The 20954-nt window shown below is 38.6% G+C and carries 12 protein-coding genes and 3 pseudogenes; 2 read left to right on the forward strand and 13 right to left on the reverse strand.

Annotated elements, in window-relative coordinates; genetic code table 11:
- Positions 1-319: 319 nt before the first annotated feature.
- From BFJ97_RS20265 to BFJ97_RS20295, 8 genes and pseudogenes are all read right to left on the reverse strand, one after another.
- The gene (locus BFJ97_RS20265) at positions 320-1486 is read right to left on the reverse strand and encodes a DUF418 domain-containing protein (protein ID WP_068986460.1); all 1167 of its coding nucleotides are present in this window, start codon (positions 1484-1486) and stop codon (positions 320-322) included.
- Positions 1487-1671: 185 nt separating this feature from the next.
- Positions 1672-4032: pseudogene (gene addA, locus BFJ97_RS20270) on the reverse strand (helicase-exonuclease AddAB subunit AddA); the annotation flags it as partial.
- Positions 4033-4144: 112 nt separating this feature from the next.
- Positions 4145-5958: pseudogene (gene ltrA / locus BFJ97_RS20275) on the reverse strand (group II intron reverse transcriptase/maturase).
- A 587-nt stretch (positions 5959-6545) separates the two neighbouring features.
- Entirely contained in the window at positions 6546-6698 is a 153-nt protein-coding gene (locus BFJ97_RS24370; RefSeq protein ID WP_217492405.1) for a UvrD-helicase domain-containing protein, read from the reverse strand.
- Between the two features lie 846 nt (positions 6699-7544).
- Positions 7545-8807: pseudogene (locus BFJ97_RS20280) on the reverse strand (UvrD-helicase domain-containing protein); the annotation flags it as partial.
- 1 nt (position 8808) lies between these two features.
- Complete coding sequence (gene addB / locus BFJ97_RS20285) at positions 8809-12318, reverse strand: helicase-exonuclease AddAB subunit AddB (RefSeq protein ID WP_068986462.1); 3510 nt, start codon at positions 12316-12318, stop codon at positions 8809-8811.
- Positions 12319-12563: 245 nt separating this feature from the next.
- Positions 12564-13193 (reverse strand): TVP38/TMEM64 family protein, encoded by a 630-nt coding sequence (locus BFJ97_RS20290; protein WP_068986463.1) that lies wholly within the window; start codon positions 13191-13193, stop codon positions 12564-12566.
- An 11-nt stretch (positions 13194-13204) separates the two neighbouring features.
- A complete protein-coding gene (locus tag BFJ97_RS20295; RefSeq protein WP_068986464.1) occupies positions 13205-13756 on the reverse strand; it encodes a helix-turn-helix domain-containing protein in 552 nt (183 codons plus the stop codon).
- 124 nt (positions 13757-13880) lie between these two features.
- Here BFJ97_RS20295 and BFJ97_RS20300 point away from each other — a divergent pair, with 124 nt between their 5' ends.
- Complete coding sequence (locus tag BFJ97_RS20300) at positions 13881-14615, forward strand: AzlC family ABC transporter permease (RefSeq protein WP_068986465.1); 735 nt, start codon at positions 13881-13883, stop codon at positions 14613-14615.
- Positions 14612-14938, forward strand: coding sequence for an AzlD domain-containing protein (locus BFJ97_RS20305; RefSeq protein WP_068986466.1), 327 nt, complete (start codon positions 14612-14614; stop codon positions 14936-14938). The genes BFJ97_RS20300 and BFJ97_RS20305 overlap by 4 nt, the downstream gene beginning before the upstream one ends.
- Positions 14939-14989: 51 nt before the next feature.
- Here the strand turns inward: BFJ97_RS20305 and BFJ97_RS20310 are convergent, their stop codons facing one another.
- From BFJ97_RS20310 to BFJ97_RS20340, 5 genes are all read right to left on the reverse strand, one after another.
- Positions 14990-15226 carry a DUF2198 family protein gene (locus BFJ97_RS20310; protein ID WP_068986467.1) on the reverse strand — a complete coding sequence of 79 codons (237 nt, stop codon included), beginning with the start codon at positions 15224-15226 and terminating at the stop codon, positions 14990-14992.
- A complete protein-coding gene (locus BFJ97_RS20315; RefSeq protein ID WP_068986468.1) occupies positions 15226-16407 on the reverse strand; it encodes a PDZ domain-containing protein in 1182 nt (393 codons plus the stop codon). Before BFJ97_RS20315 ends, BFJ97_RS20310 begins: the two co-directional genes overlap by 1 nt.
- A gap of 161 nt (positions 16408-16568) precedes the next feature.
- Positions 16569-18014 (reverse strand): S41 family peptidase, encoded by a 1446-nt coding sequence (locus tag BFJ97_RS20320; protein WP_068986469.1) that lies wholly within the window; start codon positions 18012-18014, stop codon positions 16569-16571.
- 518 nt (positions 18015-18532) lie between these two features.
- A complete protein-coding gene (locus tag BFJ97_RS20330) occupies positions 18533-19120 on the reverse strand; it encodes a peroxiredoxin family protein (RefSeq protein ID WP_068986471.1) in 588 nt (195 codons plus the stop codon).
- A gap of 503 nt (positions 19121-19623) precedes the next feature.
- The gene (locus tag BFJ97_RS20340) at positions 19624-20931 is read right to left on the reverse strand and encodes a murein hydrolase activator EnvC family protein (RefSeq protein ID WP_068986473.1); all 1308 of its coding nucleotides are present in this window, start codon (positions 20929-20931) and stop codon (positions 19624-19626) included.
- Positions 20932-20954 lie beyond the last annotated feature (23 nt).

A 20954-nucleotide genomic window follows, 5' to 3' on the forward strand; every position in this document is an offset into this window, starting at 1 on the left:
CTCGCTCCAGGGTCTCGGGCCTACACGATGTAGGTCACGAAGGCGTTATCACAGGACGTGATGCTCTTAGCCTTCGTTCCTCTATCGCTAATCTCCAAGGAGTCGCCCAGCCTCCACTCCAATCAACTTATATACATGACATATGTTTTAACAAATGTCATCACCAAATTTTTATGATGAGCCAAATCGCAATAAATTATTCTTATAATACAAGACGTGATTATTAACTATATGTTTCCACCACATAGAAGATGAAGGCTGATTTCCACCGTAGATTGCTAGATTGCACGAGAATCGTATACCTTATATTGATAAAACATTAACCTACTTTAGCATTCGCCTTATATGTTAATTTACGCCATAAAGCCTCTAACGGACCTTGTTTCCATTTTGCTAGCCAAATCTCCGCCACAATCATTTGTACAACAATAATACCTACTGCAATTAACACGCCTGTTGCGACGCTCACTTTTCCATACCAACCAAATCCAAATTGATAAAATAAACATGTTCCAATGATCGATTGTAGTATGTACATCGTTAACGACATACGCCCCATTTTTGCAAAAGGACTGAGTAACTTCGGTACAACTGGCAGTAAGCAAAGTAATACAATAACCCCAATATATCCAACTGATAAAATTGGACCACCTATGTATACTTTCAAATAATCTAAGAAATACGTACGAGTAAACATGATAGGTAAGCTCTTGATAAAAATACCAATTGTCAATCCAGCTATTGCTAACGTCAGCCATAGCCATTTTAACTCCTTCGCACGTTCCACTAAACGCCATTTAGAGGCTGCAGCACCAATTAACATATATGGCAAAACTGTAAATAATGCCGCAAACCACATGCCTATCCCTGCTTGGACAGATAAATCGGTTAAACGTTGCATAAAAGCATCTAGCCAACTTCCCGTTCCATAAGCAGTGATTGCTTGCTCTACTGAAGTAATATCTAAATACTCATCAACTGCAGTATTAAAGTTAACAAACCCTACAATAAATACCATGAAAACTTGCATAACACTGTTAATCATAATACCGATTGATAATAACCAAATAGGATGTAGTCGTAGTAATAGCAATAAAAAAATGCCACAAAATGCATAAGTCATCAAAATGTCGCCCCACCAAATGAGCACAGCATGTAAAAAACCAAATACAAATAATACAGAAAGTCTTCGCAGTCCTATCGTATAGAAATTTTGTTCACGACTTTGCGCTTTCTTCCATTGCATAGCAAGTCCATAACCAAATAACATGGCAAACAGTGGATAAAAGCTACTTTGTACATAAATATCTAAATTTTGCTGCCACACTATATCTGATGGTGTTGTAAACCATGATGCCAAATCAATATATGGCATTGGCAAATAAAAGGCGAACATATTAACGAGTAAAATACCTAGTAAGCTTATACCACGTAATATATCTAATGTCGCAATGCGTTCCTGCAACATTGTCGGTTTTAACTCCACAAAATAGCCTCCTCTATATAATCAATTTCGCCTTAGCGTAATTGTAGCTGTCGCTTTGCTTTCGCTACAGAAAACAATTGCTGAAGGAAGATAACGCTTTAGTGAAAACAGGGTATGGTAAGCTGCAAGATTTCGCAATACTTACCAATAGCAATAAGAAACCCCCGTTAACACAGTGCGTTTACTTACCCATGTATAGCCTGTTCAATATCGAATAAATATAGAATTTTATCACTCACTTTGATTTGAAGGATAGCTTCAATTGCCTCACTATAAACTCTAAGTTGAACACCATATCGCCCTAATAGTTCCTTCGAGAGTGCTGGCTCCTCAGCAAAATGTGATTGGATGCTATCTGTCTTATAATCAAGCAAGATCCATTCACCATATTCATCCTCAAATAAACAGTCAATAATTCCTTGTACAATTTGAGCATCGCCATCTTCATCTACTCTACTAATCGTAAAAGGCATTTCTCTACGTATTTGCTTTGCTTTTTTAAAGCGAAGTCCAACGTCTGTTGTAAAGAAATTACATATTTTTTTCCATGGAACAACCGTCCCCTCAGCCTCCGTCAGTAGCTGTCTTGCCACTAAATCGGCGACAAACTCCTTTACCTCCTGTACGTTTGTAAAGCCATTTTGAGGTACATGCTGCATAACTGTGTGGACAGCTGTTCCAATTTCTGCGCCTGTCAGCTGTTTGTCCTGTAAAAAAGTTGGACGTGGCGCAATGGTTGTCGTTTTTTGCTTAGAAGGTATTGAAAAGTAATATTCAGGCTCCTCCTGTCGCTGAAGATTTTCTAAACGCTTAATTTCACTAACTGATGTTTTTGAGCGTTTTTGTGTCGATTGTTGGAATGGATACTGTGCTTGAAAGCGCGTCGTAATTTCTGACAGCAATGCTTCGTCCTCTGGCGTTTCTAGCATTTGCTGTACCTCATCCTCTAACCCCTGTATGTCATATGAATAGTGACTCGTTTCGATAGCACGTACCCACCAATGTGCTACATCTTCAGGTGCCTTATAGGAGGAACTGGAGATTGCTGCAAAATCAGTATGTCTAGCAACCGCTGGCCCAAGCCAATCAAAATAGCTATTAGCTCGTGCACGTAAATACTCCTGAAGCGGAGCATCTACCGGTAAACTTTGTGCATCCAGCCAATTGTCGAGCGTTTTACTCCAATTTTTCACAGACCCAATTAAAATAAGTCGCTCCTTTGCACGTGTCATTGCTACGTATAATACACGCATTTCCTCAGCACGCATTTCGAGCTCCTTTTTCTCCTTCAGTGCTAAAAATGGTAGGGATGTATAGGTAATACGATTTTCTGGATCAATCGCCTTTACTGCAAGACCAAAATCTTGATCGAATAAATATGGATTGTGGAAATCCATTTTATTAAACGGTCTTCCCATCCCTGCAACAAAGACAACAGGGTATTCCAATCCTTTTGAAGAGTGAATCGTCACAAGACGCACAACATCATCTTTTTCTCCAATCGATTTAGCAGTTCCTAAATCATCACCACGCGTACGCATACGATCGATAAAACGTAAAAAGCGGAACAGTCCACGAAAGGCAGTTTTCTCATACATTAAAGCGCGATCATGCAAAATGCGTAAGTTGGCCTGACGCTGCTTACCATTTGGCATAGCTCCAACCATCTCGTAATAATGCGTGTCTAAGTAAATCTTCCAAATTAAATCTGACAATGAACCACGTCGTGCTAAATCTCGCCAGTTTTCAAATGCCAACATAAAACGTTGAAGCTTCGCAAAAGTGTCAGATTGTACACCATGCCCATCACTTCGAATAAATTGCCTTAGTGCATCATAAAACGGCGCTTTTGAATCTGCTAGTCGTATTTTTGCTAGCTCATTTTCAGTTAAGCCAACAAATGGAGCACGTAGCACTGAAGCTAAAGGAATATCTTGATATGGGTTATCGACAACCTTCAGTACATTCAGCATAATCATGACCTCTAACGCATCGAAATAGCCTTTGGAGGACTCTGCATAGAGAGGGATTCCCGCAAGCTTAAATTCCTCCACTAAATCTGTTGACCATGTCATTGAACGCATTAAAATCACAATATCGCTATATTTTAGTGGTCGTTCTGTCTTCGTTTTTGTATCAAATACAGTTGTCCCATCCTCCATCATCTGCCGGATACGCTCAATAATAAAACGTGCCTCATACTGTGATTTTTTTAATTCCTCTAGTTCAGCTGCTTCACTTGCAACATCTTCTGCCTCTTCTTCCTGCTCCTCTGCTTCAGGAGGATGCATGATGACTAGCTCCACCGGAACTTCTCTATCATCATATGGCGCTGCTGGCTTTAATGAAGCATTTTCATCGTATAGAATTTCTCCAACACGCTCTCCCATAATTTGTGCAAAAACGTAGTTCGTAGCGTTCAACACTTCTTTCCGACTACGGAAGTTAGCGTTTAAATCGATACGCATTCCTGTTAAATCTGGGGTCTCTAGAAACTCACTGTACTTTCGCATAAAAAGCTTCGGTTCTGCCAAACGGAAACGATAGTAGAGTAGGAACCCAGCGCCTTGCTACATTTTTGTAGTAGGTTTCCAGTGAACCCCTCCCCGAACCGTACGTACTCCTCTCAAAGTATACGGCTCTCCACTTATAACAAATCTATCGTTGTTTATGAATTTCTTTATGACATTTATCACACACGACTAACGTTTTTCTTTGCTTAGCGAGCATTGTCCATTCCCAATATTTTTTTCCCTTTAAATTCTTCACTTTATTTATGTGATGAATCTCGAATTTTGTATCGGGGTGATTGTCTCCACATAATTCGCATCGTCTTGCACTTAGTCGTTTTTCTAAATCATTTCGCCCTGATATACATAAAGATTAGGTAGTTCATCTATTGTTGCTTTGACGCTTTCTTTCTTCTTTTCAAAACCATCTTTATAGAAATATGCTATTCTTTCGCCTTGTTTTGTTTCGTATTTTACTCCCCAATACTTACCTTGTTTAAACTTAACCTTCATTTTTGCTACTGAGGATTTGTATTTATTCGCGAGTGTTTTTAAACAGCTATATTCCATTACATAACGTAATTGCCACATTTTTTGGTTTACATTTTCCGCTAGAGCATAATAATTATATAAACCACGCAGCTCTGCGTTATACGTTTCGATGATTTCTAGATCAGAAAGTCCAACTAATCTTGTTCGATGCAACATATCCCATTGTTTCGCATCAATGTCTTTGACCATTTTATTTTTTACGATTACTTTTTCAATTGTTCCTTTAGGTATTCGTAATTGTACATATCCCCTATATTTACATTTAATAACACCGTTTTTATCTTTTGCCGTACTTAAATCATGGCTAATTGATATATCGTAGCTTAAAAAATTCGCAAACTTTGTACTATGCGTAATGAGCGTCTTATCTTCTGACAATTCAAGTTGTAAATAATTTTGTAAGAAGTCTTTCATTGCTTGCTTAAGCATTTCACAATCTTCTTTACTACCGTTGACGCCAACAATAAAATCATCTGCATAACGTACATATTTTAATGCTTTATATGTGTCCGTGTTCGACTCATAGTACGGTAAATTAAGCATTATTTTCTTATTCGCCTTATATTCTTCAATCATTTCTTTTCGCAAGACTTCATCTTCTGTTGCATTAATCTTTTTATGCAAACGTTGGTTACGCATATCATATTTTCGATATTCAGTATTACGTTTACGTTTTTTTGGTTCACCTAAATCAAAAGAAGGTTTTAATTCTTTTTCAATATAATCATCAAATTCATTTAAATAAATATTCGCTAGTAGCGGACTAATAATACCGCCCTGTGGAGTTCCACTATACGTCTCTTGGAATCGCCAATTTTCAACGAATCCTGCTTTTAAGAACTTCCACATTAAACGAATGAATTTTTCATCTTTGATACGTTTTCTTAAAATAGTAATTAAAACTTGATGATTGATGTTATCGAAAAATCCTTTTATATCGCCTTCAATGAACCAGTTTACCCCAGTAAAGGTTTTCTTCATTTCGACTAATGCTGTATGACAACTTCTTTTTGGTCTGAAACCATGCGAATGGTTTGAAAATTTAGGCTCATAAATTGCTTCTAATATCATACGACAAACTTCTTGTACGATACGATCTGTAAACGTTGGGATACCAAGTGGTCGTGTGTCACCATTTTTCTTTGGGATATGAATACGACGAACTGGCTTCGGTTGATAGCTTTCATTTTTCAACGTATCAATGATTGCTTGAATTTTTTCTTCCCCGAATCCATCCGCTGTTTCTTCATCAATACCTTTTGTTGCACTACCTTTATTTTTGTATATCTTCGTATAGGCTTTTATATAAAAATCTTCATTGTATAAATGTCTGTATAGACGGTCAAATGTATATCCGTCTTTCATTGCTTGTTTCGATAGATTGTATAAGACAATTTCTGAACTTTGCATAGAGCATTTCGCTCCTTTCCTCATTGTTTATACGTTATAAGCTACTCCCCTTCGCCATGTAATAGGCTTTCCCTATCTCCGACTACTACGAGAGCTCCGTTACCTTATTGGATATTCAGTACCTTTGTACATAGCCTAGTGGCGTTCCAACTTAGGTAATCCCCATTTAGTATATTGTATACAGGCTTGATTCATTGTCGGAAGGAACGTTCATCCTTTTCTTCAATCTTGAAGAGTGTCTATTCTTTCATCAATCAGAAACTAGGATTGTGCATCAATCTAGTACACTTTCCTATGTTCAGTCGCAAGCATCTAATACGCTGAACAGAATAGAATCTAGGTTTCAAACGGTTTCCTAGATGGTTAAGCATGACCCCACTCGGACTATTCTTCAAGCAGTTTAGCCTTCTTCCTTATATGAATCTTTTATATCTTGCCATTCAGTCGTAGCCTTTCCGTTTAAGCTAACTTATGACTTTAACCGACATGCTACACTCCCTCTTTGGTTTCCCGCCAAGATAAGTCGGTTGATATATAAACCGTTTCTTTAATTTATTCACCGCCAAATGGTGAAATATACAATACCCTTATGGGCGCACGATACTTTGCTTTACGTCCCCAACCATAAAAAGGTTTCCCTCTTGCTCACTACCTGTTTTCACAAGCTGTAATATCGTTTCTTGTAGCATATTTGATATGGATAGGTAAGCCTTTGAACCATCTCCAGCTTTTCCCCCCATTCACACCGTACGTGAGGGTTTCCCCTCATACGGCGTTCCATCAATTAACTGCTCTTCATCCTAATATTTCATTTCCGCAAAGCCTGTCTCTTTAATGCTTTATTGGCGTTAACCGTTTCAGTCAATGTCCTCACCTCTATCAATCAAGAGATTGTTCAGTGATTCCATTTCTCTTGGTCCTACTCGCTTGAAAATCATGAAATATAGTATGAGTGTTCAATTAACTAACTAATGGCTATCCCTCCACTGCTTGTTATCACAGCTTCACAGGTACTATGCCATCACTTTCACTGACTTAAAATAAGGTTATAACATACAAGTTTTTCCCCTATACCTTTTCACCGAGTACAATCTCTCCAAGTAGTCAGCTTACCACGTTCCAAGAAATCATATCTGTACATATAATACCTTTAGGTCATTCCTCTAACCCTGTTAGCTTGATAGTGCCTGTAACACTATAAGGTGTTTCATAAAGACAAATTTTACTCCACCTCACTAACCCAACAATAAGTTGGTGTACCCTTTCGAATACCTATACCTCTAGAGCCGTACATTCGGAATTTCGTCAGTAGGAAGTTTTGTTCCCTACATTCTAACCATGAGTATTTTTATAGAACCCCAGCCTATCTACCACACAAAGTGCCTCCACTCCGCTTTCCTGTTATTAGGGTGATATTCAACTGACTTCACCGAGCTTATAACACCATCATGATTGCACATGACAATGCTATTCGGAGGATTAGGTCGAGCCTTTCAGAGCGTTACTTCATCATTCGACTCATCCGATTTCTTAGTTCTCCTAGCAAATATGCTAGTGGCTAATCTTTTCAATTAGCAACGTGTCGCACTATCTTGATATTCATCAACAAGCACTTCTTTAAAACGTTGTTTCAAATCTAATGCAACAGGTGAAGGTTGTAATTCACCTTCGACCTCTTCAGTTAAAATTTGCAATGCGAAATGCTCTAAATCCGAGAAATCAATAATTCCTCGTTCTAATTTGGCCATGCGGAACTGTTCGCTAAAAACATTTGTCAATTCGACTAATGTTCCAATCGTCGGACTCATTAATCGAATTTCTTCAAGCAAGCGCGCAGGAGTCCTAACAAAAAAGGTCTCTTTAAGCTTATTCACAATTTTCTTAGCTGCCTCTCGCTTTTTCTTGGCAAGCTCCTGTAGCTCCACATCTACTAATGCATCCTTTGATACACGCTTTAAAGTTGACCATTTCACAGTAGCAAAATAATCAAAGAGTTCCTGCCACGTTCCTTCACGACTAATACGAATTCCTTCCTGAATCATGGCAAAATCCATCTCTGCGGTTTCAGCATATGGTGCAGGTCCCGCAGGCTGTAGCGTAATTGTACGCATTTCAGAAATTAAAACGAATGCCTCTTCAAGACTATGCTTGACTGTTAATTTCACATATTTCGACAGCTCTAAATCATCAATTGTCACGTCTGCCGCTATGTCATATGTCTTTGGTAAACTACGAAGCCATTTTTGAGGCTCTGCATGAACACGAGACGTATCATAAAGCTTGCTTATTAAAGTTTCTATAGCCTGATCATCACGATCCGATGTAAAGCTATCAACTAGCCTATAGATTGCTTGAACCTCTGCCTCATCCTCAGAATCGTAAGCATTTTCTAGCACATCTGCTAATATATCATCTCTTAACAAAGCAACCTCTGCCTCATTCGCAATACGAAAGCCTGGGTCAATATCTAGCATATAGGCGTATTGTTTAACAATGGCTAAACAGAAGGAATGCAGTGTTGAAATTTGTGCTTTATTGACAAGGCTTAGCTGGCGTCGCAAATGATTGGAAGTTGGATTTTCTGCAATAGCTTTTTCAAGTGCCTCAGCCATACGATGACGCATTTCAGCAGCAGATGCATTTGTAAAGGTTACAACAAGTAACTCATCCACATTAATGGGATTTTCTGTGGCAACTACCTTCTCAATCATGCGATTAATAAGAACTGCCGTTTTACCAGAGCCTGCCGCAGCCGATACAAGTGTATCCTGACCGCTTGCATAAATTGCCTTCCACTGGTCATCTGTCCATGTGACTTCCGCTGGCTTTTTAGGTATTTTTTGTACCAACTTACTTCATCTCCTTCCGAATTTTCTCAACGATATCATTCGGTTTTGCTTGCTGTAACTGACGATAGTTTTGTTTACCATCAGATGGGTCAAATTGACAAACAGCTGTAAATTGACAGTAGTCACATGCTGTTTTTGCTTTTAGTTTATAAGGACTTATGGAGGTATCCCCCGCTAAAATTCCATTGCCTGCTTCTTGATGCTTGCGCCGTACAAAATGTTGTAGATTTTTCATATCATTAACAGGTACAATGCGTGACTGAGATTCTGACGGTGTCCCATCTTTTTTCATATAGACAGGAATGATTTTCGAATGCCCACTCGATTCCTCTAACTGCTCGTCCATCGATAAAATGGCCTCCGCATTTTCTGACAAAAGACCTTTCATTTTGTATTGTTTTAAACGGTCTTCCTCAATTTCGCTGTCGCTTAAATCCTTATCAAGCTTTAGCATCGGATTGTGGACATGTACATAAAGAACCCCAGCTGGCTCCGCTTCACCTGGTAACCAGTAAGAAGCATTTTCCATCGCTACATCTAAATACGTTAGCACCTGAAGTGACAATCCGTGGTAGACCTCATTCAAATCTAAATCACGAGCGGATGATTTATAATCGACGATCCGTAAATATGAGCGATCGTCAATAGCTGCACTATCCACCCTATCAATACGACCTCGCATAAACATTTTCTTACCACCTGTTAAATCAATTTCAAGTGGTGGAAGCTGTTCATGTTGCCCTGGTCCAAAAGATGCCTCAATAGCAATTGGCTTAAAGTGAGACACATTCGCATGCTGTGTAAGTGCCGTCATTGTTCGCTCGACAATACGAATAAGTTTTCGCTGAATATAGCGATAACGTGCGCTTGACAGTAAAATTTGATGTGAAAATACCGGGACAATTTGCTCAACGGCTTGCCTTGCTAATTGTTTAATTTGCTGCTTTGTTAAACGTATCCATGATAGCTGCTGACGGTGTGTCTCTTCAGTAATCCATTTCAAAGCCTCATGGAATAAATCGCCCATTGCAAATGTTTCTAGTCTATACTCTTCTCGCTCTTCTAGACGAAGCCCATACGTTGTAAAATGCGAAAATGGACAACGGAAATACTTCTCAATACGAGACACACTAGATGTTAACTTTTGACCATATAATTCCTGTGTAATGTAGTTTTCCAATGGCTCAGCTTCATTTTTATGTGTAATTGGATGTATAACTCGTTCAAAAATGAGTGCCCAATAAGGATCCTGCATATAAAATTTTTGCAGGGCAAGCCACTCTGGCGCAAGCTCACGACTGTGTTCAGCTTGGCGTTTTTGAACCATTAAATGTGCTAAAGCTGTACGTGGATGACGTAAATACGGTAAAGGACTTTCTTCAAGTAATTCAATTGGATCAATCACAACTCGCTCAACCTTGACACCACTCAAAAGCCCAGTCGTTCTATCATTGCCGATAATTTTCTTTATATAGAGTGAGGACAATAGCGCCTTACCCTCTTCATCAGCTGTTGGATAGGACATATATAATTTATCAGATGGTGTCGTTAAAGCACGGTATAGCAGGAAATTTTCTTGCAGTAAACGATTTTTAGATGTTGGCGCAAGCTCATAGCCAATTTGACTAAACCATTCACGTTCTGTATCTGACAGCAATCCCTCATACTCCATACGAGTTGGATAAACCCCATCATTCATCCCTAAGACGAAAGCGACTTTTATATTCGATAAACGAGCTAAATCAACTGTCGCTACCATGACCTCATCTAATGTAGGAGGGATACGAGAAAATTCTAATGTATCAAAGCCCTCATCTAAAATTTTCGCCGCTTCTTCTACAGACAGTTCCTGTTCCCCAAACATGTATACAAACTGATCGAGCACGGCAATCCATTCTTTCCATGCTTGGTCATGCTCGCTTGCAGCTAATGCATCCCCTCGATCAAGCTCACGTTCTTTCATTGCTTGGAGCTTTTCATAAACTTGTAAACTCTCAATCAGCTCAAACAATGCTGTCGCTACATCTCTACCTGTTGTCGCTGTTTCTAGCTTGTCCTGTAACAATTTTAGTGGCATACGAATTTCATCACGAATGGCCTCGATTTCTGCCTGCATCGCACGTTCTTCATCCGTTTGCACGCGTGAATGGAATTCAAGACCACGATACTTTTTGAAAAACCACCTGGCCTCCTCAAACCAGCGCTCACCATAGACGCCCTGTGCTAAACAGTAGTTTTCTAAACGATCCGCACGCTCTCGCCAAACACTTAGCTCAGCATGTAACGGGAAAAACAAATCTGTTTTCACGCTACGAAAAACCGGTTCATATTTCCAGTTAGAAGTGATAACCTCTAAAGCAGATCGACTTAGCTCAATTAAAGGATGATGTAGCATCGTCTTTTTAGAGTTGGTAAAAATAGGGATTTGATATTGTTGAAAAATAGTTGTGATCAATGGGTCATAAACATCTGCTTGTCTATAAAGTAGAACTATATCCTGATAACGATAGCCATCTTCCTTTGTCAGCTTTGTTATTTCCCGGGCAATGGCATGTATCTCTGCACGACGATTGGATGCCTCTAGTACCTTTACATCACCTGTAGTTTCTTTCGTTTGAGGCACCAGATGTGCAAACTCACCTTCCAAATGTTGTAAATCCTTAGATTGAAAACGATATGCATGATAGAAATGGATCGGTGCATCGATTTCAATGCCCTCCTCATAGGCGATATCGTGTAAACGTTGGTTCGTAGATGCAGCTTCATGGAATAAAGACTGTTCATCATAAACTTCTTCGATATGGTCAAAGGGAAGAACGACGGTTACTTGTTTCGTCACTTTTAATAACTCTTTTACAAGCTCTAATTCTCTTACTGTGAATGCTGTAAAACCATCTATATAAACTGTCGCTCTCTTCATCGTTTCAGAGTATTTCAGTTGCTCTGTTAAAATTGGATAATAGCCCTCGCTATCCACATAAGTTGTGCCAAGTCTCTCTTCCAAAGCGTGTAAAACGACTTGTAAATCATTCGTTTTAGCTTGCAATGTATTAGGCGCATCAACGGCCATTAAAGATGCTGTCACTTCAGCTAACACTGAACTATTTACGCTATATCGACTAAATTCTCGTAATAGCGTCTCAATTTCCTCCGTAAAGCCTCGTTTCCCGGCGGCTTGGCGAAATAACGAAAATTCACTTTTTTGTTCCTCTAAAAGTTTGCGGATCAGCATTCGATAGCCATAGCCATTTACTTCTTTTCGAGCAATCCCGCCCGTTTCCTGTAACACCAGCCATGCCAATCGTTTAAATGTCATGACTTGCGCACGGATTAAGCCTTGCAAGCCATGTTTATTCGTTAGCTCATACTCCGTTGAGTAAGACATTTGGTCAGGAACAATTATAAAAATTGGATGACCTAACGGATCTGATTTTAGTTGCTCGACTATCTCATGATGAATAAATGTTGATTTACCTGTTCCTGAACGTCCAGAAACAATACGCAATGTCATATACTCTTCCCCTCCTGTTAATATTCTATTTAATAAAATATGCTAATCGTATATACCCAACGCTTTACTACCCAACCTGTGCGTTTGTTGATATACCCAAGCACTTTACGATTCTACCTGAGCAGTTATTGCATGGGCCTGATTACTTTGCCGTTCTCCCTGGGCATTGCCTACCCTTATTGAAAGATAAAAGCCCCTGTTCTCATTCTACATGATACAAGGGGCTAGATGTGTATATTCAACTTTCATCGTTGATGATTTTTCGTCAATTTTCGCGCTTGTTTTAAATCTCGCTCCACACGTGCATTTAATCGTTTCTCTAAAAGCTTGCCAATCCACCAAAGCATAACAATCGCCACAGCTGCAATAATTAGTTTTTTAGGGCTTGTTAGTAACGCTCTTAAATCATAACCAAGCACGCTCATTCCTAAAATCATCACGAACTTCCCTGCCAATAACACAATTAAATAAAACTTTTTGTAAATATGAGATAGCCCCGCTACAACGTTTACAATGACTGAGGGTGTAAACGGAAAACACAGTAACACGAATAGTGGACTAATCCCATTCATATCTACCCATTTTATTAGCTTTTCTACTCTTTTACTACCTGTTACAAATCGAAGCTTTGGATGCTTGCCAAAATGTCGGACAAGCAAAAATACTGCATATGAACCCGCTACAGATCCTAGCCATGACAATAAAAAACCAAACCATAAACCATATGCACTTGCATTAACAACAACGAACACGACCAAAGGTAAAAACGGTAAAAATGCCTCTATAAAAGGTAATAAAAAACCAATGATTGGGCCAAGTGCTTGATATTGTTCCGTTATATGCTCAATATTTTCTACAGTAAACCATTCACTCAAAATTGACACCTCTATTTATACTGCAAAATTAAATGTAAAATCGTTAGCGCTTCAGTAGTATTTTTATACTCATGGGGCTGATGCCCTGAGAATACTAGTGTATCCCCTTCTTCTAGTTTTTCATGCATATCACCAGCAGAAATAGTGGCTTGTCCTTGGATAACGGTCACAGTTTCTTCCACTCCTTCTGTGTGGGCTTCGCTCCTGCTAAAGGCACCGGGCTCCATTTCAATCTTATAAAGCTCCCAGCCACGTTCTGGATTATAAGGAATAATGGAATATACACGATATCGCCCTTCGTCTTCATCTACATGTGGCGCATCCTTACTACTATATTTCATGAAATGTGCTGTCGGTGGCTGCAATAAGCTAGAAAATGACGTGCGCATACCTGCAGCAATTTTCCAAATCGTCGATACGGTAGGGTTTGCCTCCCCCTTTTCAATTTGTGCTAGTTGCGCTTTACTTACCCCTGTAGCTTTGGCAACATCGTCTAAGCTTAAATGACGTTGCTGACGAATCTTTTTTAGTTGAAATGCTAAATTTCGGCTCATTTGTTCCATTTTTATTCACCAATCTCTATTGTTTATTTTATAAGACATATGTATACTTTAATAAACATCAAGAAATATCAAACTATTCCATCATTAGTATACATGGAAATTTTTCAGAAAGGATGATCTATCTATGACAAGTACGACAGAGCTGCGGAATGAAGCAGCAGCTCACACACCCAATGACAACTTTTTACAAGGCGTAAAAGATTGTGTTCCCACCTTACTCGGCTATATTAGTATAGGACTTGCTTTCGGCGTTGTAGGTTCCGCTTCTGGCTTATCGGTACTTGAAATTGCACTTTTAACTATACTCGTCTATGCAGGCTCCGCGCAATTTATCTTTTGTGCACTTGTTTTAACCAATAGTCCGGCTTCTGCTATTATTGTAACCATTTTTGTCGTAAATCTACGCCATTTATTAATGAGTTTAACATTAGCTCCTCATTTTACACACTATTCCATGCTCAGAAATATTGGTTTCGGTACATTATTAACGGATGAAACATTTGGTGTAGCTGTTACGAAGCAAATGCAGACTGGTAAGCTATATGGCAAATGGATGGATGGACTGAATATCACGGCTTACTCATGTTGGATTCTTTCTTGTGTAGCTGGTGCATATTTAGGGCAATGGGTCGCAAACCCTGAAAAATGGGGCTTAGATTTTGCATTGATTGCTATGTTTGTGGCACTTCTTGTACTTCAACTTAGCAGTGTAGGTAAAAGTAAAATAATGCATTATCTTATGTTAATCGGCTATATGATTGTTACTATGTATGGCCTTTCTTATATCGTACCTTCCCATGTAGCTGTTCTACTTGCAACAGTTATTGTAGCCACAATAGGGGTGGTGACAGATAAATGACGACAACCGCTTCTATGGTCTGGCTGATCATTGGCTGTGCACTTGTAACTTGGCTACCACGTATTATTCCTTTTATTTTCGTACGAAGTGTAAAACTACCAGATGTTGTAATGAAATGGTTAAGCTTTATCCCTGTCTGCATTTTAAGTGCGCTTGTTATTGAAAATTTACTGGATACAGAAAGTGGAAAAGTCGTGACACTCGATTGGCCTGTATTTATTACATTTGTGCCAACGCTTATTATTGCACTCGTTACAAAAAGCTTATCTATTACAGTTGTAGCCGGTGTTATCATTATGGCAGCCGTACGATTTTTCATGTAAAAAGGTCAGTCCTGAAAGTGAGAAAACTTCACTTTGGACTGACCTTTTAATTTAAAGAGTATCTTTATTTTCTTTCATTTTACTTGCTAACCAAAAGCCTACTGTTAAAGAAAATGCATCAATCACATATAAAGTAGGCGTGGAAGTGTAACCTGCATATACAGATGCCGCAATTAGAGCAATCGCTAATATTAGTGCAACATAACGATTAAACGTAATTCTCGTAAACAATAACACGAGTAATGCTGGTAAAAATAACGCTAACATCATTTTCCCGAAAACATCCATTAGAAGTCCCTCGGCTCGGCTAGTAATAATCCTATACGATAATGATCATTACTATATATAACATGCTGTGTTAAACGAATTTCATTATTACAGTCTAATACTTCTAAACGACAATGTGCCGCATTTAATTGCAAAGCTTCATATAATTCATTTTCAGTAAAAATGGAACGACCATTTACTTTACGAATACATTCCCCCGCAAGTAAGCCCATCTTTTCAGCTGGAGAATCAGGAAGAACAGCCGCAATAATAGCTCCTTTCGAGCTCGGTGCAACTGCATAAATATCCTTTTTATCTTGCATTGCATAGAAGATTGAAATAACAATACGAAGTACTGCACCTACTGCCAACGTAATAAAACCGATGAACGGCTCAAAAGCTGCTATCAGTCCACCTATTAAAATAAGCTGTCCTAGTAGTAACACGGATCGCCCCATTTTAGGAAATTTAACAACCGGCATTTCTTTTCTAGTAAGCTTTGAAAATCCTATAACAATTGGAAATAATACGAGTGCAAAGCTACTCTCTCCTAATGTAAATTGTGGCCAATACGGCAAGTCTGCCGGAATAATATCTCCAGGTATTACAAAGAAAATTGGCAGTACCCATACATTTCTTGAACGATAGACAATTGCCTGCATACCCCGCTTCGTTTTTTCAACTCGTGGTGTCGTAACCTTCATTGCTGTACGACGAATTAACATGCCCTCAGCAATCACACTTAGACCTGCTAAAATCGTAATAGTTACAATAGCGCCATCTAATAAATTGGTACCTTCTAAAGAGATTTTCCACCAAGAAAATGTCCAATTGTATTGATACATCAACCATATTACTAGTGTTGCGAGCCCCATCGTATAGATAGGCGAAAGTGCATTAATGCAGAACAATAATAGTGCTAACACAGAAATGACTATTAAAATCATTAAGAAAGCTTTAGGCACTGTTAAACCTAAACCAACACTTATTAGTGAAATGAGGAGGGCATTTAGCCAACCATATTTCCATTGCCCAATTAGCTCTGTCCACCCCCAAATAATACGTCTATTAAAAAATTTACGCTCCTGCTTTACACGACTATAACCTAATAATATCGCAAATAAAATCGCAATGTACACTAATGGGTTGAGTAAAAAGCGGCCAATCGCTGTTACAATTTCTATTAATATATCACTAACCATACGAACACCCGCCATTCTGTCTTGAATACTATGAATTTATTGTATCAAACGACTACACTCTTGCGTAGTACAAACTAGTAGAAAGCTTTCTATTCTTATGATTTATCTTCATTGAGCGGATGTTACAACATATCAATTATGCCATTGTAAGTCTATATTATTTATTGTTCAATATTGTGCAATAAAAAGCTTGTCGCCATTTGGAACTGTAAATCATTTTGACGATCCTCTTTATATTTTTTCAATGTTTCATTTAAGCTGTTAAAGAAGGTACTATCCATATAAATATTATCTTCTACTTGTTTCAATTCCTTATCTTTACGATAAAGCTTAACAGCCTCTTCCGTCGTGTCATCAAAATAACCATCTAAACGAGCAATTTTATATCCTAACTTTTTTAAAGCATTTTGCGTATAAGAGATTTCCTCACTCATATCGCCCACTTTAAACTTCCCTGATAGTGGATGCATTTGGAAAGCAACTAATTCATTTTGTTCAATGACTAAATTAGCCTCAATACCTTGCCCGTGAATCCATTCGCGTTTCGGTGTCAGCCATTTATTTGTGGACAGTTTAAGCTCTCCACCATTTGACAGTGACCAAGATTCCTGCACTGTTCCCTTCCCAAAGCTCTTAACACCAACAAGGGAGGCACGTCCCCAGCCTTTTAAAGCACCACTAAGCACTTCACTAGCCGATGCACTGCCTTGATTTTGCAACACAACAATCGGTATTTTATTCATTGTCTGCAAATATTTTTCATCAAAGCTTTTTGATTCCGTTTTTAATGGTTCCATAGCACCTTCAGCATTTTGCATATACGCAAACACTTTACCATTCTCCAATACCGTGCTCAATAGTGCTGCGACGCTATGTAAATAACCGCCTGGATTATCTCGCACATCGATCACTAACCCTTTGATATCTTTTCGGAGTAATTTACTCGTTTCGGCAACCCACTCATTAGCTGTTTTCTCACCAAAAAGCGAAATTGCTACATAGCCTATCGAGGTATCTTCTACATTCACTACTTCGCTTGTTACTGTTTTATTGGAAATTGCTGCTCGTTCCATCGTCATTTTAATATGCTTATCTTCACTTGGACGATAAACAACAATTGTCACTTTTGTTCCCTTTTCTCCTTGAATTAAATGCATCAATTCACTCATCGATTTACCATCTACTCGAACACCATCAACTTGTACAATTTCATCGAGAGAGCGCATTCCTGCTTTATCTGCCGGGGACGAACGGACAGGAGACACAATAATAAATTTTCCGTTATTTTCCGTTAACTCGATCCCAATGCCCACTCTTTCTTCGGCTAACATTTGTCGGTGTTGTTCTGCCTCTTCCTTCGAATAATAAGTACTGTAAGGGTCCTTAATAGCATCTGCCATACCGCGAAGTGCTCCTTCTACTAACACATCTTTTTTCGTACTGTATACAGATTTTTTCTCAATTAAATTCAACGCTTCATTAATCGATTCGGCCTCTGTGACGACCGGCTCCTCTTTATCCCCTAAATTAAACCAATCAAAATAAATTCCACTACCTAGCAATAAACTACTAGCAAGTACGCCGACACCCGCCATTATTTTGCGCAAACCTTCCCTCCTCCGTCTCTTTTACTGTATGACTTTTATTTTTCAAACATACAAGATTCAGCTTCAAAATAATTTGTTGAATACTATGCTTTTGGTTTAGCAAGTATTCTATGAGTGCTTCGCGGATATTTGTGACTGCGGGTATTTGCCTTTCGTGCGTGGATATTCTAGCGTCTATCGCGGATATTTACTTTACTTACGCGGATATTTACTTTACTTACGCGGATATTCCGGCGTCTATCGCGGATATTTACCTTACTCGCGCGGATATTCCGGCGTCTATCGCGGATATTTATTTCCCTCCTCGCGCGGATATTCCGGCGTCTATCGCGGATATTTACCTTACTTTCGCGGATATTCCGGCGTCTATCGCGGATATTTACCTTACTTTCGCGGATATTCCCCCCTGAGCGCAGGTGTTTATTCTTGAATCAAGGATATTTTATATAAAATTTTCACATAAAAAAATCTGCTTCGTTTCTTTAACAAAAACGAGCAGACTCTTTACATTTATCTTGTTAATCTAATTCATCAACATAACTTTTTAGCATATCCATATCCATCGGCCCTGAAATGGCACGTTGAATGTATCCCTTTGAATCAATAAAATAAGTGGTAGGAATTGTCATGACATTATATTGTGGAGAAACTTCTCTTTTTTGGTCAAGAAGGATAGGAAATGTTAGTTCGAAGCTATCTCTAAATGTCATAACGGTATCAATTTTTCCGTCAGCTGAAAATTCACGCTCTTCCGATGTTAAATTGACAGCTATGATTTCCACATTATCTTCTTTAGCATGTTGTTCATAATACTTTTGCATATGTGGCATTTCAGCCTTACATGGTGGACACCATGTCGCCCAGAAATTTAACACGACTTTCTTTCCGCGAAGGTCGCTCAATGTTACCTCGTCACCATCCAAGCTTGTTAACGTAAAATCTGGTGGTGTATCTCCATTTTTTAAGCCAATCTTTTGTTCATCCATTTCTTTCCCAAGAGAGGCTGTTTCAATTTCACGATCCTTATCAATCTGCTGTTTAACATATGTACCAATCATCGCAACTACCAATAACACGACGATAAGCAGCCCAATATTTCTTTTCATTTCTTACCTCCCAGTAATCAAGTGCTTTGTGAGAATTTTTTTGAGCAGTCGTATATTGTTATACCCAGTATAAGTAATACGACGCTCACCCATACAGCCGGTTGCCATAAACCATGCGGCTGAAAGGAGGCTACAATTTTACTTCTAATTATCTTTTACAATTATCTACCAAAACAACGCTGAGTTCAAGATACTACTATATAAATGTCTTCCTCAAACGTTCCGCCGACTGAGCCCTTCCTCAAGGTTATTTTACCCCTCGCTTTTTTGTTTCTATCTATCACTTTGATAATTCCATCCTTCACTTTGCTGCTTCCATCCGTCACTTTGATAGTTCTATCCGTCGTTCTGCTGCTTCTATCCATCGCTTTGATAATTCTTTCCGTCGTTCTGCTGCTTCCATCACTTCGATGATTCTTTCCCTCATTTTATGTTCTATTCATCACTACTAATAAGAAAAAAGCTATACATTAGATTCATCTAATGTATAGCTTTTACTATTTTTACAACGGAATATATTTTAAAGGATTAACACTACCGACTGATTGTCCTTGCCAAGGGCCGTTGTGCACTTCAAAGTGTAAGTGTGGTCCTGTTGAACGTCCAGTACTACCCATTGTTGCAATTTGCTGACCTTGGGATACCTCTGCACCAACACTAACATTGATGGAATTTAAGTGTGCATACACTGTTGCATAAATTTGACCATCAATTGAATGTGTGATAATGACAGCATTACCATATGAACTAAGTGGTGCAGCATAAGATACAACACCGTCAGCAGCTGCCCAAATTGGCGTACCTGTACTATTTGCAAGATCGACTCCATAATGGAATTCTGGACCTGCACCAATATTACGCCAGCCATATGGCGATGTTAGACGACCATTTGTCGGGTTGATCCACGTACCATTTGATTGCGGAGCATGGACGACATTTGAAGATCCACCACCATTATTTTTAGCTGCATTTGCTGCGGCAGCGGCTGCTGCTGCCTTACGTTTTTCTTCCTGTTGACGGGCAATTTCTGCTAATCGTTTTTGCTCATCAATAATCTTTTGTTGTAATTCTTCACTAATTTCAAGTGCCTCAGAGTATTCTTTTTCAAGTAAAACTTTCTCTGACTTTAGTTTTTCTTGTTCTTTTTCTAATTGATCAACTAATTTGTTTTTCTCAGCTTTTTGTCCATCCAATGATGCTTTTAAACGATCAAGCTCAGCTTTTTTATCTTCAAGCTTTTTGCGTTTGCTTTCTAAGACTTGCTTTTGTTCCTCTAATTTTTGCTTGTCCTCTTTTTGCTCATGGATAATTTGACGGTCCGCTTCCATTAATGAATTAACAGCAGAGAATCGATCGATAAAATCTACGAAGCTACTAGAACTAAGTAGTACGTCTAAATAGCTAACAGTACCACTTGCCTGAATGGCACGAGCACGATCCTCTAACAATACATCACGCTCTTCAATTTTGCGCAGAAGCTCTGCTATAGAATCTTCTAAAGCTTTTATTTCTTCATTTGCAGAATGAATTTCCGCCATTACATTTTTAATATTATTATTAGTTTTTTCAATTTCAGCGTTTAATGATTGAATTTGATCTAATATTTGTTGTTGCTTTTCTTCATTTGCAGTAATAGCATTTGATTTATTATTGATGGATGAATTTAAGCCATCTTTCTTTGATTCAATTTGATTTTTTTGATCTTTTAAATCCGATAAATTAGTTGCATATGCTGATGGAGTTTGGATAAAAAGAAATAGTGCAGATGCTGCTGCAAGTGTTTTTATAGAGTTTTTCGCCATACTTTTCACCGATTGAACTCCCTTTCGACTAT

The organism is Lysinibacillus xylanilyticus (genome assembly GCF_001708185.1).
GTDB lineage: Bacteria > Bacillota > Bacilli > Bacillales_A > Planococcaceae > Lysinibacillus > Lysinibacillus xylanilyticus_A.

Coding starts and splice junctions, on each gene's coding strand:
- BFJ97_RS20295 (WP_068986464.1), bottom strand. CDS start 13,756: ATGGAACAAATGAGCCGAAATTTAGCATTTCAACTAAAAAAGATTCGT.
- BFJ97_RS20300 (WP_068986465.1), top strand. CDS start 13,881: ATGACAAGTACGACAGAGCTGCGGAATGAAGCAGCAGCTCACACACCC.
- BFJ97_RS20305 (WP_068986466.1), top strand. CDS start 14,612: ATGACGACAACCGCTTCTATGGTCTGGCTGATCATTGGCTGTGCACTT.
- BFJ97_RS20310 (WP_068986467.1), bottom strand. CDS start 15,226: ATGGATGTTTTCGGGAAAATGATGTTAGCGTTATTTTTACCAGCATTA.
- BFJ97_RS24370 (WP_217492405.1), bottom strand. CDS start 6,698: ATGGGGGGAAAAGCTGGAGATGGTTCAAAGGCTTACCTATCCATATCA.
- BFJ97_RS20330 (WP_068986471.1), bottom strand. CDS start 19,120: ATGAAAAGAAATATTGGGCTGCTTATCGTCGTGTTATTGGTAGTTGCG.
- addB (WP_068986462.1), bottom strand. CDS start 12,318: ATGACATTGCGTATTGTTTCTGGACGTTCAGGAACAGGTAAATCAACA.
- BFJ97_RS20315 (WP_068986468.1), bottom strand. CDS start 16,407: ATGGTTAGTGATATATTAATAGAAATTGTAACAGCGATTGGCCGCTTT.